Origin of the sequence: Streptomyces sp. NPDC052107 (assembly GCF_040680215.1) — a bacterium.
Lineage (GTDB): Bacteria > Actinomycetota > Actinomycetes > Streptomycetales > Streptomycetaceae > Streptomyces.
The window spans coordinates 1-14,826 of the sequence record NZ_JBFAWG010000122.1 but is presented as its reverse complement, the minus strand read 5'-3'; the positions used below and the strand labels follow the sequence as shown (position 1 = coordinate 14,826).

At 68.4% G+C, this 14,826-nt stretch carries 12 protein-coding genes and 4 pseudogenes; 4 read left to right on the top strand and 12 right to left on the bottom strand.

Annotated features, from left to right (window positions below):
• Positions 1–83: 83 nt before the first annotated feature.
• Positions 84–539: pseudogene (locus tag AB0M27_RS42995) on the bottom strand (transposase); the annotation flags it as partial.
• On the opposite strand from AB0M27_RS42995, the pseudogene AB0M27_RS42990 reads away from it, so the two are divergent.
• Positions 538–804, top strand: a pseudogene (locus AB0M27_RS42990) (transposase); the annotation flags it as partial. The pseudogenes AB0M27_RS42995 and AB0M27_RS42990 overlap by 2 nt on opposite strands.
• A 425-nt stretch (positions 805–1,229) precedes the next feature.
• On the opposite strand, the gene AB0M27_RS42985 reads toward AB0M27_RS42990, so the two are convergent.
• The 8 genes from AB0M27_RS42985 to AB0M27_RS42950 all read right to left on the bottom strand — a co-directional run bounded on the left by AB0M27_RS42985 (position 1,230) and on the right by AB0M27_RS42950 (position 10,336).
• Positions 1,230–2,888 (bottom strand): amidase family protein, encoded by a 1,659-nt coding sequence (locus AB0M27_RS42985; protein ID WP_365730897.1) that lies wholly within the window; start codon positions 2,886–2,888, stop codon positions 1,230–1,232.
• Between the two features lie 190 nt (positions 2,889–3,078).
• The gene (locus AB0M27_RS42980) at positions 3,079–4,473 is read right to left on the bottom strand and encodes an acetamidase/formamidase family protein (RefSeq protein ID WP_365730895.1); all 1,395 of its coding nucleotides are present in this window, start codon (positions 4,471–4,473) and stop codon (positions 3,079–3,081) included.
• Between the two features lie 202 nt (positions 4,474–4,675).
• A complete protein-coding gene (locus tag AB0M27_RS42975; protein ID WP_365730893.1) occupies positions 4,676–5,413 on the bottom strand; it encodes a FadR/GntR family transcriptional regulator in 738 nt (245 codons plus the stop codon).
• Positions 5,414–5,517: 104 nt separating this feature from the next.
• A complete protein-coding gene (locus AB0M27_RS42970) occupies positions 5,518–6,633 on the bottom strand; it encodes an acetamidase/formamidase family protein (RefSeq protein ID WP_365730891.1) in 1,116 nt (371 codons plus the stop codon).
• Entirely contained in the window at positions 6,630–7,061 is a 432-nt protein-coding gene (locus tag AB0M27_RS42965) for a Rid family detoxifying hydrolase (protein WP_365730889.1), read from the bottom strand. The genes AB0M27_RS42970 and AB0M27_RS42965 overlap by 4 nt, the downstream gene beginning before the upstream one ends.
• The gene (locus AB0M27_RS42960; protein ID WP_365730887.1) at positions 7,058–8,662 is read right to left on the bottom strand and encodes an amino acid ABC transporter permease/ATP-binding protein; all 1,605 of its coding nucleotides are present in this window, start codon (positions 8,660–8,662) and stop codon (positions 7,058–7,060) included. Before AB0M27_RS42960 ends, AB0M27_RS42965 begins: the two co-directional genes overlap by 4 nt.
• A complete protein-coding gene (locus tag AB0M27_RS42955; protein WP_365730885.1) occupies positions 8,662–9,552 on the bottom strand; it encodes an ABC transporter substrate-binding protein in 891 nt (296 codons plus the stop codon). Before AB0M27_RS42955 ends, AB0M27_RS42960 begins: the two co-directional genes overlap by 1 nt.
• A 310-nt stretch (positions 9,553–9,862) precedes the next feature.
• Entirely contained in the window at positions 9,863–10,336 is a 474-nt protein-coding gene (locus tag AB0M27_RS42950; RefSeq protein WP_365730883.1) for an integrase core domain-containing protein, read from the bottom strand.
• Between AB0M27_RS42950 and AB0M27_RS42945 the strand changes: the two are divergent.
• Positions 10,308–10,666 (top strand): annotated as a pseudogene (locus AB0M27_RS42945) (carbonic anhydrase); the annotation flags it as partial. The gene AB0M27_RS42950 and the pseudogene AB0M27_RS42945 overlap by 29 nt on opposite strands.
• A gap of 111 nt (positions 10,667–10,777) precedes the next feature.
• Positions 10,778–11,248, top strand: a pseudogene (gene cynS / locus AB0M27_RS42940) (cyanase).
• A gap of 433 nt (positions 11,249–11,681) precedes the next feature.
• Here the strand turns inward: cynS and AB0M27_RS42935 are convergent.
• From AB0M27_RS42935 to AB0M27_RS42925, 3 genes are all read right to left on the bottom strand, one after another.
• Positions 11,682–12,257, bottom strand: coding sequence for a TetR/AcrR family transcriptional regulator (locus AB0M27_RS42935; RefSeq protein WP_365730881.1), 576 nt, complete (start codon positions 12,255–12,257; stop codon positions 11,682–11,684).
• Between the two features lie 147 nt (positions 12,258–12,404).
• The gene (locus AB0M27_RS42930; protein ID WP_365730879.1) at positions 12,405–12,815 is read right to left on the bottom strand and encodes an ATP-binding protein; all 411 of its coding nucleotides are present in this window, start codon (positions 12,813–12,815) and stop codon (positions 12,405–12,407) included.
• 812 nt (positions 12,816–13,627) lie between these two features.
• On the bottom strand, positions 13,628–14,101 hold the full coding sequence (locus AB0M27_RS42925; protein WP_365730876.1) for a nuclear transport factor 2 family protein: 474 nt from the start codon (positions 14,099–14,101) through the stop codon (positions 13,628–13,630).
• A gap of 318 nt (positions 14,102–14,419) precedes the next feature.
• Here AB0M27_RS42925 and AB0M27_RS42920 point away from each other — a divergent pair.
• Positions 14,420–14,826 (top strand): IS6 family transposase (locus AB0M27_RS42920; protein WP_365730874.1); only part of this gene is annotated, 407 nt, incomplete at its 3' end.

Here is a 14,826-nt window from a genome sequence, read left to right as displayed (position 1 = left end):
CGCAGTGATGACCGCCCACTGGCAGCCACGCGGCCCCGCCACCACACCAAAGAACACCACGTGAACCGGCCGCAGGGGTTGCCGATTTCATCCGTGGTCCGCAGGTGGATCCAGTGCTCGGCCGGGAAGTTGTAGAACGCCAGCAGCTGGTCCTGGTCGTCGGTGATCTTCTTGACAACCTTGGGGAACTTCGCGCCGTAGAGCTTGGCGAAGGTTTTGATCGCCGCCTCGGCGTGGTCGCGGTCCTCGGCGTTGTAGACGTCCTGGATGGCCTTCTTCGCGCCGGGCTGTGCGGACTTCGGCAGGGAGTCGAGGGCATTGGCCGTTTTGTGAACCCAGCACCGCTGCTCGCGTGTTTCGGGGAACACCTCGGCCAGCGCCTTCCAGAAGCCCAGGGCGCCGTCGCCGACCGCCAGGACCGGGGCGCGCATGCCCCGGCGGGCGCAGTCGCACATCAGGTCGGCCCACGATTCGGCGGACTCGCGGTAGCCGTCCTTGAGTGCGACCAGTTCCTTGGAGCCGTCGGCGCGGACCCCGAGGTTCCGCAGGGACACTGTGCTGATCGTGGACGGCCCCTTGGTCCCCACCCGTGACCACACCGTCACCGAGCAGTCCAAGAACTATCGGTACTCCACGAATCACCAGGTCGTCATTGACCCAGACACTCGGCTCGTCGTCGCTGTCGGCCGGCCACTGCCCGGCAACCGCAACGACTGCAAGGCGTGGGAGCTGTCCGGTGCCAAGGCCGCCGTCGGCAAGGCCGTGGTGATCGCGGACGGCGGCTACCAGGGCACGGGCCTGGTCAGCTCGAAGCCTCACCCAGCCCAAGCACGTGCGCACGGTGTCCGCCTTCCTCGACGGCCGAGTCGGCATCGTCGCGCGTCTGGCCAGGCAACTCCTGGCCCGCTGCCGAGAGCCCACCACGATCCCAGCGGTCTCTCCGAGGATCTTCGCCGTCGCGGCATGGAGAATTCCCACTGCCTGACCGGCACCGACGGGTATCCGAGCGCCCCGTTGTCGGGGCTTCCCGGCTGTCGCAGGATCCATCGCAGATATGAGCGCAAGCCGGAAATTTGCCCGGCTTGCGCTGGCATTGACGCCGGCCTCATCTGCTACCGCGGACTCTCCAAATGAAGCGACTCGGCAGGGCGTGTCGGATGGACGATGGTCTTGCCGGCGACGAGATGATCCGCGGCGACGAACTGCGCATGCGTGCCTCTCGCCTGCGGCTACCCCGCCAGGGGCGGTGTGCTGCGTGGTGGTTTCCGGGTCTTCGTGGCCTTCTCGTAGGCATAGGCGAGCGAGAGGAGCAGCGGCTCGTCGAATTCACGCCCGAGCAGTTCCGCGCCGACCGGCACGCCGATCGGAGCTGCCGGTGTGGGGGTGGAAAACCCGCCGGGGAAGCAGACGGCCGGGAACCCCGTGCCGTTCGACAGGGTGCCGTTGCGCTCCGGCTGCGGTATGCCGACCGGGGAGACGAGCACCTTCTGCAGCGGGTACAGGATCGCCTCAATGTCGAGCTCGGCCATCTTGGCCGACACCGCCAGCCGAAGCTTCTCGCGGTTGACGAAGTGGTCCTCGTAGACCGCGTTGTTCAGGCCGTCGACGATGGCGATCTCCGTCTCGAGCGCCGCCTGTGCCTCGGGCGTCGCCGTCTTGGAGGCGACCAGTTGGTCGAAGGTGTGCACCGGGGCGTCCGGGCCGAGTGACGCGAAGTACGCGTCCATGGCCGTGCGCGCCTCCCATGTGGAGGTGACCACGATGGACTGGAGGGTGTCGTACTCCGGCAGGCTGAAGCGGATGATGGTGGCGCCCTGCGCCTGCATGGTGGAGATGACGTCCTCCATCACGCGGTTGACCTCCTGGTGGCGTGTCTCGGTGCCGAACAGGTTGGTCATCACGCCGATGCGGGCGCCATGCAGCGCGTCGCGTCGCAATCGATCCGTATAGCTGCGCGGAGGGCGGCCGACGCCGTATCCCGTGACGGGGTCGGCGGGGTCGAAGCCCGCCATGACGTCGAGCAGCCGAGCCGCGTCCTCCACGGTGCGGGTGATGGGGCCGAGTTCGTCCTGGGTGATGCTGGCCGGTATGACGCCGCTACGGCTGATCAGGCCTCTGGTGCAGCGCACTCCGACGAGGCTGTTGGCCGAGGCGGGGGAGCGGACCGACTGGCCGGTGTCGCTGCCCGTGCCCAGGACGGCGAAGTTCGCCGCGATCGCCGCACCGGTGCCGCCGCTGGAGCCGCCCGGGGTCCGGGTGAGATCGTAGGGGTTCAGGACCTGCCCGCCCAGCGAACTGAGCGAGTTGCCGCCCCGGGCGAATTCCTGCAGGTTGGCCTTGGCGAGGATGAGTGCCCCCGCCTTGCGCATCTTGGCGACCGTGAACGCGTCGGTGGGCGGCACGGAGGTACGCATCGCTGTGTTGCCGCCGGTGGTCGGCATGTCGAAGGTGTCGTAATTGTCCTTGAGGATCACTGGTATGCCGTGCAGCGTGCCGGTGAGGCCGGAACGCCGGTACTGGCGGTCGAGTTCGTCGGCGACCTCGAGCGCACGCGGATTGACGGTGATGATCGCCTTCAGGGCAGGCCCTCGCTGGTCGTAGGCGGCGATCCGGTCGAGGTACTGCTGCACCAGCTCCCGGCAGGTCAGCCGGCCGTCGCGGTAGGCGTCGTGGATGTCGGCGACGGTCGCCTCGATCAGTTCGAAGCCGCGGGCGCGAGACCGCGGCCGGGACGTACCGGCCGCTGCCCTCGGGGAGGCCGCCCCCTGGGCGAAGGCCGGGTCCGCGGTTTCGCCGACGATGCCCAGCGCGCCGATCGCGCCCACGGCACCGATGAAGCCGCGTCTGTTCAGATTGCCGTGCTGGCTGACGTTGCTGTGCTCGCTCACGCGTCCACTGGTCCTCTCTCGTACCGCCGTTGGGCGGCAGCTAGGTGTTTGCTCGCGTTGCGTCCGCCGCGGAGAGTGCCGCGGACGTGATGGGCACGGGACGACCGTCATCGGTTCGGCGGTGTCTCATGTCACCGGAGATTGCGGGCGACTGCGTCCGGCCGGCATCCGAGGAGTGCAGTCGGCACCCTTATGCGTGGCGCCGGTTGGTGAAGTGCGCCTTCTCGATGGCGCCGTGTACGCCGACGGTGCGGTCCACGACCTGGGACACCTCGAAATCGGCGGCCGCCGACAGATACGCGTACGCCACGGCCCGGTCCATGCCGAGGTCGTGCTCCAGGAAGTCCAGTGCGTTGACCACGGCCCGCCGCATCGCGATGTTCAGGTCGTTGATCTGGCCGTTCTGGCTGCCGTCGGGATCCGACAGGCCCACGGCCACCCATGCGTCCGGAGTCTCGGCGAAGGGGTAGTGGAACGCGACGGACGGGGCTTCACCGGAGTCCTGCTTGCACACGGTCAGGCGGAAGGTCGTGCGCAGGGAACCCTCCATGGCGGTGAGCGCCACCTCGCCGTTGCCCATGGCCATGTGTGGGTCGCCGGTGTAGAACAGCGCGCCTTCGGCGAACACCGGGAGGTAGAGGGTCGCGCCCTGCTGGAGCCGGTTGATGTCGATGTTGCCCCCGCCGAGGCTCGGCGGTATCGAGTTGAGCGCCGGTGCCGTGAGGGCGTCCGCGGAGGCGAAGGCGACGCCCATCATGCCCATGTGAGGCTTGAGCGGGAATGCGACCTCACCTGAAGTGCCGAGCGGTACCACTCCGTTGAGGACCCCGGCGCCACCGCGGCGGACCGGCGTGAAGACCGAGACGTTGCCGTAGTGGACGGGGTCTGCGGTGGACCTGCCGTCTGTCGACACCGGGGGCATGACCTCGGCGAGGGTGATCCCCGCAGGGGCCGAGCCGACCGCCTGGCGGGCGAGGGCGCCCTTGCCGTGGCGGCTCGATACGACGCCATAGGGCACACGCGGCAGGAGCGAGAGGATCTCGATCTTCAGTACGTCACCGGGCTGCGCCTCCTCGACGTGGATCGGGCCGGTGACCACGTGCGGGCCGTCGACATCGAAGTTGCGGGTGGTGCGGGTGTAGTCGCGGGCGATGGCGATGGCGTCGTCGAGCACCTGATCGGCAGGCACACCGTGGCCTTTGAAGTAGGCGGCGGGGTCACGTCCCTGATCTTCCAGGAGGCCCTCGTGGGAGACCGTGTCGACGGTCACCGTCTCCCCGGAACGCATCCGCAGCACCGGCCGGCTGTCGAGCGAGGGGACGTACCCCCAACGGACCTGCTCCGGAAGGGAGGACAGGTAGTGCTTGCCGTGGACCGGTCCCTTACCTGGCTGGAGGATCTCCGTCGGGTACGCGGTAATGGGCGCCTTCGTGGACGAAGCCGCCTGCGCCGGATCGTTCGACAACAGTGTCGCCGCCGCTCCCGCCGTAGTCACGGCGGTGGCGGCGCGCAGGAAACCACGCCGCCCGAGGCCGGAGATGAGCAGCTCCCGGGCGTCACCCGAGTCCATGGCAGAGGTGTTCATGGATACTCCTGTGTTCATGTCGTTGGATCGGGGCTGTGGGCGGGTCGGCTCACGGCATGGCCGGGGCCCACGTGAACAGCGCGGTATTGGGGAACCGTGCAAACAGAAGAGGCATGCGGAAGGGCTTGCAGAGGGGATCACGCCGCCCTTGTGACGGGGGTGTCGCGGTGGTGAGGAAGGTCAGCCCTGAGTAGGCCGACGGTCAGGCCTGGCCGTCGGAGGGTGCGCTGTCGTCGCGCGTGCGCCGGATCAGCTGGTCGACGTCCGCGAGGTGAAGAATCATCGCTTCGGCTGCCGCCGCCGGGTCACGGGCCTCGATCGCGTCCCGGATCGCCCGGTGGCCGGCCAGCGACGCCCGTCGGCCCTCCCGGGTGCTGTGGGAGTCTTTGCGTACCGGCGTGGTCCATGAACTGACCATCGTGGTGAGCGCGGTGAGCAGCGGATTGTGGCTCGCCCGGGCCAAGGCGAGATGGAACTGGACGTCCAGCTCCAGCGATTTGACCGCCAGCAGGTTCTCGTCCGTGACGTGCAGGATGTCGTCCATCTGCAGCAGGTCGGCGCTGGTGGCCCGCAGTGCCGCGAATTCGGCGATCTTCGGTTCGATGACCGTCCGCAGCTCGGCCACATTGGCCAGTTCCCGGTCGGCCTCGGCCAACTCGGTCAGATTTGCATAGAGATCGCTGACCTGGGCGGGCGGAGCCAGCACCACGGTGCCCCGCCCCGGCCGCCGCTCGATGAGGTGCTTGGCCTCCAGCTGATGCAGGGCCTCGCGGAGCGAGGTCCGCGAGACTGACAGCGACTCGGCCAGTTCGCGCTCGGACGGCAGTTTGTCACCCGGTCCGAGTTCGCCCAGCGCGATCAGCTGTTCCAGATGGGCGACCAGCGCGTCGCTGACGCTGTGGGCACGGGTGCGCAGCGGCGGAACTTTCGCCACTCCCATACCCGTTACCTCCTCACCGAACGTGCAGTCAGCGTACCGTGTCCGATCACCTCGGGCCGGGGCTTCAACCCACGGCTGAGCCCGGCATCGGCAGTCTTCCACGATCACGTCCACGCGCCGAAGTCGCTCTTGCGGATCAGGCAGTGGACGCCCTTGACATCGTCCACCACCTGGCTCACCACGAAATCCGCGGCGGCACTCAGATAGGCGTACCCGATGTCCGTCGGCACCTCGTACAGATCGGCGAGGACCCGGAGCGCCTCGCGGACGGATTCGCGGAACGCCTCGTTGAGGTCGCGATGCAGGCCGAGCGCGATCCAGTGCTGCGAGGTCTCACCGAAGGGCCGGCGCAGCAACCCCACGAGAGCGCGGCTCTCGGCCGACGGCAGCACCTCGACCCGCAAGGTTGCGCGCAGCGGTGCCTCAAGCGCGGTAAGGGCCACCTCGCCGTGCCCCTGGGCATAGTGCGGATCCCCGACGAACAGCCCGGCGCCGTCCACCTGCACGGGCAGATACAGGCTGGTTCCGGTCACGAGGTCCTTGACGTCCAGGTTCCCGCCGAACGGGCCGGGCGGTACGGAGTGGAGCGGGGCGGTACCACGGGGAGTCACCCCGATGAGCCCCAGGAAAGGCGCGAGGGGGAAGCGCAGCTCCCGGCCACCGGGCACCGGCAGGGTGCCGGTCAGATCCGCCGAGGCCCGGCAGAACGTGGAGACGGAGCCGGCCTTCTCCGGGTCGCCAGGATCGGGCACGAAGCCGGGGTGCGGCAGGCATGGCAGCTCTCCGGCCAGGGCCCCGTAGCCGTGTCTGCTGGAGATGACTCCGTACGGTGCGCGCGGGACGAGCTCCAGGAAGTCGACCCGCAGCACGTCGCCGGGCCTGGTCCCGTTGACCGCGATGGGTCCGGTGGTGACATGCGGCCCGTCGCCGACGGCGTCACGGACGGGGTGCCCGGTAGCGATGTCGACGGCGTCACGCAGCACGTCGGCAGGGTCGACCCCGAACTGCCCGAAGAAGGTCACGGGGTCCCTGCCCTGGTCTTCCAGGATGCCCTCGTGCGAGACGGTGTCGACGGTGATCGTCTCCCCGGAGCCCATTTCGGTGACCGGTGCGGTGCCTTCGGCGGGGAGCCAGCCCCAGGTGACGGTCTCGCTGGTCGACGCCAGGTAGTGCCGGCCCGGGATGGGCCCCTCGTGGGGCTGAAGGAGGGGGAGAGTCATGAATGCTTCCTCTCTGGGATTCCGGCGATGAGGTCGATCTCGATGGCTGCCCTCACGGCGAGACCGGAGACCCCGACGCAGGTGCGGCTCGGTAGAGGGCCGTCGAACCAGGTTTCGTACGTTGCGTTGAAGACGTCGAAGTCGTCGAAGTCGGTGAGATAGACCCGGACCATCAGGACGTCGTCGAGCGTGAGGCCGAACTGGCGTAGTACGGCCTCCAGATTGCGGCGCACCTGCTCTGCCTGGGCGACCACATCGCCCTCCACCAATCGCCCGGTCGCCGGGTCGGTGGGCATCTGGCCGGTGACGAAGACCAGCGATCCGAAGCGGGTCGCGTGGGCGAAGGGGCCGACCTGCGGCGGCACCCCGTCCGCGGGCGAGAAGACGAAGGTCGCCTTCCCCACCGAGTCGTCGGCCGGGACTGTCATGCGACGCCTCCTACGCTCTGCGCTCCCATGACCCGCAGGAACCGGGCGGTGGCCGGGTGCCTGGGGCGAGTGAGAAGCTCCTCGGCGGGCCCCTCTTCGGTCACGGAGCCGTTGCTGATGAACACCACCCGGTCGGCGACCTCTTGGGCGAAGCGCAACTGGTGCGTGGCGATGAGCATGGTCAGCCCGTCCTCGCGGGCGAGCCCGCGGATCACCTCGAGTACTTCGTGGACGAGTTCCGGGTCGAGGGCCGACGTCGGCTCATCGAGCAGCAGCACCCGGGGATTGGGCGCCAGCGCCCGGGCGATGGCCACACGCTGCTGCTGCCCGCCCGACAGGTGCCGCGGCAGCGCGTCCGCCCGGTGGGCGAGACCGACCCGTTCCAGCAGCTCGCCCGCCCTGTGTTCCGCCTCCGCGGACGGCATCCGGTGGACCCACCGCAGGGGTCCCGCCACGTTTTCCAGGGCGGTGAGGTGGCTGAAGAGGTTGAAGTGCTGGAAGACCATGCCGACGCCGACCTCGGCGCGGGCGTCTGCGATCTTCGCGGGGGAGAGCGGCTTGCCGCCGTCCTGGTAGCCGAGACGGTGGCCGTTGATCAGGACGGCACCCGCGTCCACGTCCTCCAGGTGGTTGATGGTGCGCAGCAGGGTGCTCTTGCCGGAGCCGCTGGGGCCGAGCAGGGCGACGACCTCGCCGGTCCGTACGGTCATGTCCAGCCCGTCGAGTACGACCTGCTCCCCGTAGCTCTTGTGCAGATTGCGAACCTCGACGGCGGCCCGGGCACCGTCGAGTGCGGCCACGCGGGCTTCCCGCTCCCACGGCTCGGGCGGGGCCGGAGGCGCCCACGGTTCGTCGTCGGCGACGGTGTCCTTCGCCGCTGCCGCCACCGCTACGGGTGCGGCGAGGGGCCGGCGGAGCGGCAGCAGCCGGTCTGCCCACGACCGGGAGGCGGGGCGGTCCAGATCGAGCGCGCGCTCGGCCGCCAGCTGTACGGCGCTGATGGCTCCGGTGAGGACGAGATACATCACGCCGGACGCGAAGAATACGGAGAAGAAGTCGAAGGTGGACGAGGCGAGTTGGGTGCTGCGCAGGGTCAGTTCCTGGACGGCGACGAAGGATGCGAGCGAGGAGTTCTTGAGCGTCGTCACGGCTTCGTTGCCAAGGGCCGGGACCATGAGGCGCACCGCCTGTGGAGCGATGACGCGCCTCATGATCACGCGCGGTGTCATACCGAGCGCCTGGCCGGCGGTGACCTGGCCCTTGTCGACCCCGAGTACGCCGGACCGGAAGACCTCCGCGATGAAGGTGGCCTCGTTGGCCGCGAGCGCGAGCCCGGCCGCCGTCAGGGGGCTGAGCGTCAGCCCGGCGTGCGGCAAGGCGTCGTAGGCGAAGACCAGTTGGAGGATCAGCGGGGTGCCGCGGAAGACGATCGTGTATCCGCGCGCCGCCGTGGACAGCGCCCGGTGCCGGGACAGCTGCATACTCGCCAGGGCGAAGCCCAGCACCAGACCGCCGAGCAGTCCCAGCCCCGTCAGCTGCAGGGTGATGAGGATGCCCTGCAGCAGATACGGCAGTTCCAGGTAGTGGAGGAACTGGGACATCAGCCCGTCACCAGCCGCGGTGCCTCCAGAGTGCCCGTCTCGAGCGACCACTTCTTCAGCAGTTTCGTCTGAGTGCCGTCCTTCTGGATCTCCACGAGGGCGGCCTGAACGGCATTACGGAACTGGGTTTTGCCCTTCGGCACGGCGATGCCGATGGAGTAGGGCAGCGTCACGGCGGTCGCCTTGCCCAGCGTCTTCGGGTTCGCCTTGACCGCCTGGGTCACCGTGTTGACGTCGTTGATGTAGGTGTCCGCGCGGCCGGCGAGGATCGCCTGGATGCACTGGGCGTTGTTGTCGTACAGCTGCACCTGCGGGGCGGGACGGCCGGCGGCCTTGCATGCGCCGCCCAGGTTCTGGACGAGGGGCACCTCGACGAATCCGGTGTTGAGCGCGGCGGTGGATCCGCACAGGGAGGTGTTGATGCCCGTGAGCTTCTTCGGGTTGCCCTTCCGCACCAGCACCCCGTCGTAGACCTTCGAATAGGTGACGAAGTCCGCCGCCCTGGCGCGCTCTTTGGTGGCGTAGATGTCGGAGATGACGAGGTCGGCCTGGCCGCTCTGCAGTGTCGGCAGCAGCGCCGGGAAGGCCACCGGCTTGTAGGTGAGTTTGAAGCCCAGACACTCGCCCAGAGCGGTGCCGAGATCGATGTCGAACCCGACGTATCTGCTCGGATCCGCGGGGTCGAGCGCCTCGTAACCGGGTGTGTGCGGATTGATCGCGTTGGTGAACGTCTTGCCTCTGAGATCTGGATGGCTGGTCTGCAGCTTCTTGCAGGCGGGCGAAACCGCGGCTGTGGGGGCCGTGGCGTTCGCTGTCGACCCGGCGCCGCAGGCCGACATGAAGGCGACGGAGGCGGCGGACGCCGCTGCTATCGGCAGACGGTGGCGCATGGGTGTATTCCTCTCGGTCACGGACGCAGGGCGAAGTGAGATGGTCAGATGGTCCGACCAAGTGCGTGTCACCCTACGAACGCCCCCACAAGCGCGTCAGTAGTCGAACGTAAACGTCATGGCGTACTTACCGGGATGCAACAAACCCCGGCCGGCCCGGAGTCCCGGACACTGAGGGGAAACCGGACCGCCGCCCGCGTCGGAGTTCAGGAGATGACGGAGCGTAGGACTTCAAAACGGCTTCACCGTCGTGAGCTGGGAATTTGTCGAGGGGTCAGCCCCGCGGGTGTCGATTATTCATCCGCCCAGTTCAGGCTGCATGTTGGTACTCGCGAAGGGTTCCGCCGAGCCGATCTCGTCGGCGGATCTCCAGGCGTCTGATCTGTCCTGGCTCGGTGATCGGTTCGGACAGCAGGCGGAGCGGGGCCGCCTGATTCGGGGCTCGGTGCGGCCGGTGCTCGTTGTAGTACAACTCGAACTCGCGCAGGGCTTGGAGCAGATGGCGCTGGTCCCCTATGAGGGTGCGGTCCAGCAGTTCGTGCCGGCAGCTCTGTATCCAGCGCTCCATGATGGAGTTCATCTGTGGCATCTTGATGCGGCCGGTGACGATCTCCAGCCCGGCATCGGTCAGCACAGCGTCGAAGCCTGCCGTGAACTTGGAGTCTCGGTCACGTATCAAGAACCTGGCCTTGCTGCCTGCGTCCTCCAAGTCCATGACGAGGTTGCGTCCGAGCCGCGCCATCCAGTCCGCGGTCGCCGTCGTCGTCCTGGGCGTGTCCGACATCGTCGTCTGCGGGCATTCTGTGGCGCGATGACCGCCCTGGCCGACGACCACGACCTCGCCGCCCTGCCGGCCGTCGCCCACTGGCTGCGACACGCGGACGCCTCCCTGGCCCGTGCGGCGCGCGCGGCCGGGGCCGGGGAGGACAAGGTAAGCGTTCTGGTACGGAGCAACGTGATCGCCCAGGTGGCGAACCTGGCGGCGCACCCCTGCGTCGGCCGGGCGCTGGCTGCGAAGACCCTCACGCTGCGCGGCTGGGTCTACGACATCCCCACCGGCGCGGTCGACCGACTCGACCCCGTCACGGGCTCATCCGCTGCTCTCGCAGTCTGAGCCGCCCTGCCCCTCTTATCCAGACCGCCGTCCGGCGGTCTGGTCCCCCGACCGTTCGAGTCCGTTGTGCCCGCCGTGGTGCGGGCCAGCACGTAGGAAAGGAACACCCCCATGGTGCACGCCCAGTTCGACCCCGCCGCTCGCCAGGCTCTGGCCGCCGAAGTTGTCGAGGCCAAGACACGCAAGGACCTGTCCTAGCAGCAGATCGCCGACGTCACCGGCCTGTCGGTCGCATTCACCACCGCCGCCCTGCTGGGTCAGCATCCCCTGCCGGAGGCCGCCGCGAGGGCGGTCGCCGAGCTGCTGGACCTGGACGAGGAGGCGGCCGTACTGCTGCAGACCATCCCGGTCCGCGGCTCCATCCCCGGCGGCGTCCCGACCGACCCGACGATCTACCGCTTCTACGAGATCGTCCAGGTCTACGGCACCACGCTCAAGGCCCTGATCCACGAGCAGTTCGGCGACGGCATCATCAGCGCGATCAACTTCAGGCTCGACGTGAAGAAGGTCGCCGACCCCGAGGGCGGCGAGCGCGCGGTGATCACCCTGGACGGCAAGTACCTGCCCAGCAAGCCCTTCTGATCCAGCCGTTCGCCGTGCCGGCGGCCGTTGCCAATGAGGCTCCCGGCCCGGCACGCCGGTCCGCTTCGAGCGATCAGGGCCACCACTACGGGGCCCCCGCCGCTTCCCGCGCCCCCCAGCACGACATGGGGTCGCAGTGAGGGGGCGGGGGCCCTGGGCCCACTCCGGCCACGGGGTCAGTCAGGACGACGGCGGAACGTCGAGCGTGGGCAGACCAGGGCGGTGTCCGCGTGCCGTCTGCGTCTTCCGCGCCCGAATCAGGGCACGGGGCGAACAGACCGTGGCGCCGCACTCAGGACCTGGCGGCTGCCGCACAGCATCACCGGCCCCGTTCAAGCTGTCCTCGCGCTGCGCCCCACCACTCCGAACCGAGCTGCAAAGGGCCGGGATGCCCCTACGAAGACCGGGGCTGTGAGTGAAGGCGACCGCGTGCTCAGACAGCGGCGACGACGCCTGCGTGAGCGGTCCGCAGCAGGATGCGGGCGGCGTCCTTGGCGTGACGGGCGGGCTCGGGAGACCCGGAGATGGCCGCTGTGGTCATCGCGCCCTCGGCAAGGAGAACGAGCTGGTCGGTCAGCCACGTGGGCGCGTCCGCGGCGGCTACGAGATCGGCAAGATAGCGCCGGAAGGCGTCCTTGTGGGCTTTCGCGATGTCGGCCACGGCCTGGGAGGTCGCTCCCAGTTCCCCGAAGGAGTTGATGAATCCGCAGCCGCGGTAGTCCGGCTCGCTGAACCAGTGGAACAGCCAGTCGAAGACTGCCAGGATCCGCTGCGTGGGTGAGTCGTGGGTATCCACGTACTGAGCCAGATCGTGGAGCCACCTCGCGTCCCGCCGCCTCAGGTACGCCTCGACCAGGGAATTCTTGGAAGGGAAGATCTGGTACAGGCGCTTGAGGGGCACGCCGGAGGCGGTGCGGATCGCGTCCATTCCCACCGACTGTATGCCTTGGCCGTAGAAGAGTTCCTCGGCGGCGTCGAGGATCCGCTGCTCAGTCGTTTCGAGTTCCACTTCGATCACCTTATTCTCGAAAACGATCGTTCTCTCGCGGTATAGCGCGCCAGGTCGCAAGGTGCATTCCCGGGCGCGGGCCGGACCGTCGCCGTACGCGCCCTGCCCGGAGCGGGGCCGGGCAGTTGCTCTCTGCCCTCCGCACTCTCAACCGAGCACAGGGTCCGCCCGGGACGACCCGGCCGGTGCGGTGGCGATGCGCAGACCGGCGCGGTCCCGTCGGCGATCCCGTTCCTCGAGCGTCTCGGTCCAGTCCGCCAGGAACTCGACGATGCCCACGCCGCGGCCGTGCTCATCACCGGCACCGGCGCAGCGAGGGTGGGGCGAGGGCGCCGAGGCGCCGGAGTCCGCAACCTCGATACGCACGGCCCGGCCTTCGAACGTGAGTCTCACGATCATGTCGGCTCGTCCGTGCTGGGCCGCGTTCCCCGCAAGCTCGCCGACGATCAGCAGCACGGAGTCCTGATCCTCTGGGACGACGTCCCATCGGGCCAACAGAGACGCGGCGAAGTGGCGGGCTGTGTATACCCAGCGCTCCTCGGCGGGAAGAGCGATCATGCCGTGCCGGTGCATGCCTGTCCGAACATGGGCCGGCGCAGTGGTCACGGGGGCTATCCGGGGCTGTTCGCCGGACACGCACAGCGCCGTCGGCTGGGGTTGTGTTGCGGTTTGCGAGAGGGTCATGGGAACGCCCATCTGAACTTTCCGAGGCCGCATCCAGAGGCTCATGTTCTGCGGCTTCTTGGCCCACGGCCCTGGGCTGGGTCGACGTCAGGGCCGAGGCGGCGGTCAAGCGGCACTCGCGGTGGCTGAACCGGCAATCCGTCCGGTCAACGGCGGCAGTGTCGTGAGACTCCAGCGAGAACGATGGTTCTATTGGTTGAGATCACCCTATAGAACGATGGTTCTCGGTGCAAGAGGGGTGAGGGAATTGCCGAAATCTGGAGCAACGCCCCACGCTCACCGCAGGTGAGAGGGTCTTCAAGGCCCGCGAGGGAGTCTTGCTCCCCTCACCGGTGGTGGGCAAGTGGATGGGGCGCGAGCCGCCACCCCATCGCTTCGGGGGTGAATGGGTACCGACCTCCGGCCGGGCCCGGCTTGCGGTCGATCACCTCCGGCCGGGCCGGTTGCGGTGCGCCCGGGGGCGCGCCAGAACGGCTGCCGGGCAGGCGCTTACGTCAAAGCAGTCAACGGCCGGGAATCGCCTTCGGGGGTCCGCGCATTCAGCCGGGAGCCGATCGAACTGATGGCGGCGTAGCCGAACTGCCCTCCAGGTACGCGGCGGTCTCTGTCGCAGGTGCGGCCTCACGCGCGAACGACCCCGCCGCGGGTGCGGCATTGGGGCCCATCCACGGCGCGGGGCCGGGCGGTCAGAGGCCGAGGTCGCTCAGGCCGGGGTGGTCGTCGGGGCGGCGCCCGAGGGGCCAGTGGAACTTGCGTTCCGACTCCTTGATGGGGAGGTCGTTGATGCAGGCGTAGCGCCGTCGCATCAGGCCGTTGTCGTCGAACTCCCAGTTCTCGTTGCCGTAGGAACGGAACCAGTTGCGTGAGTCGTCGTGGCATTCGTAGGCGAAGCGCACGGCGATACGGTTGCCGTCGAAGGCCCACAGTTCCTTGATGAGCCGGTACTCCAGCTCCCGGTTCCACTTGCGGGTGAGGAAGGCGATGATCTCGTCACGGCCGGTGGCGAACTCCGCGCGGTTCCTCCAGCGCGAGTCCACGGTGTATGCGAGGGCGACCTTCTCCGGGTCGCGGGTGTTCCAGCCGTCTTCCGCCAGGCGGACCTTCTCGATGGCGGTCTCCCGGGTGAACGGCGGGAACGGGGGGCGTGCTTCGTCAGTCATGTCGCTTCCTTGGGTCTGTGCGGTATCGCCGCCGGCGGGGAGTGGGTTCCGTTGGCGTGGGTGGACCGTCGTGAGAACGAGCGTTCTCACCGTCGAGCACCAACCGTACGAGAACGATTGTTCTCACGCAAGGCCGACACGACCACGATCGGACCTGGCGGCCCTGCCGCTGTCAGGCCATCGCGCGGGGACGCCTCAGTCGGGGCACTGTCATATCGGCTGACAGGGTGGGACGATCTTCAGGTTGATCACGGTGGAGGGGGATCGACCGTGGAGGACACGTCGCTGTCGTGCAGGGGTCACCGGTAGCCGGTCGAGGTGATCTCTCACTGCGTGTGGCTGTACTTCCGCTTCCCTCTGTCGTTCCGCGACGTGGAGGAGCTGGTACTCCAGCGCGGCGTGATCGTCTCGTATGAGACGGTGCGGCGGCGGTGGTGTTTGAAGTTCGGGCAGGCCTACGCCGACGGACTGCGCCGCCGCCGGCCCCGGCCCGGCGGCACATGGCATTTGGACGAGGTCTTCATCAAGGTCAGCGGAGAGCTGAAGTGCCTGGGGCGGGCTGTCGACCAGGACGGCAACACACTCGGCATCCTCGTGCAGAACCGCCGGGACAAGGCCGCGGCAAGGCGTTTCTTCCGCAGGCTGATGAAGAAGACCCGGGCGGTGCCGCGAGTGATCGTCACCGACGAGCTCCGCTCCTACGGCGCCGCCCACCGCGAGGTCAT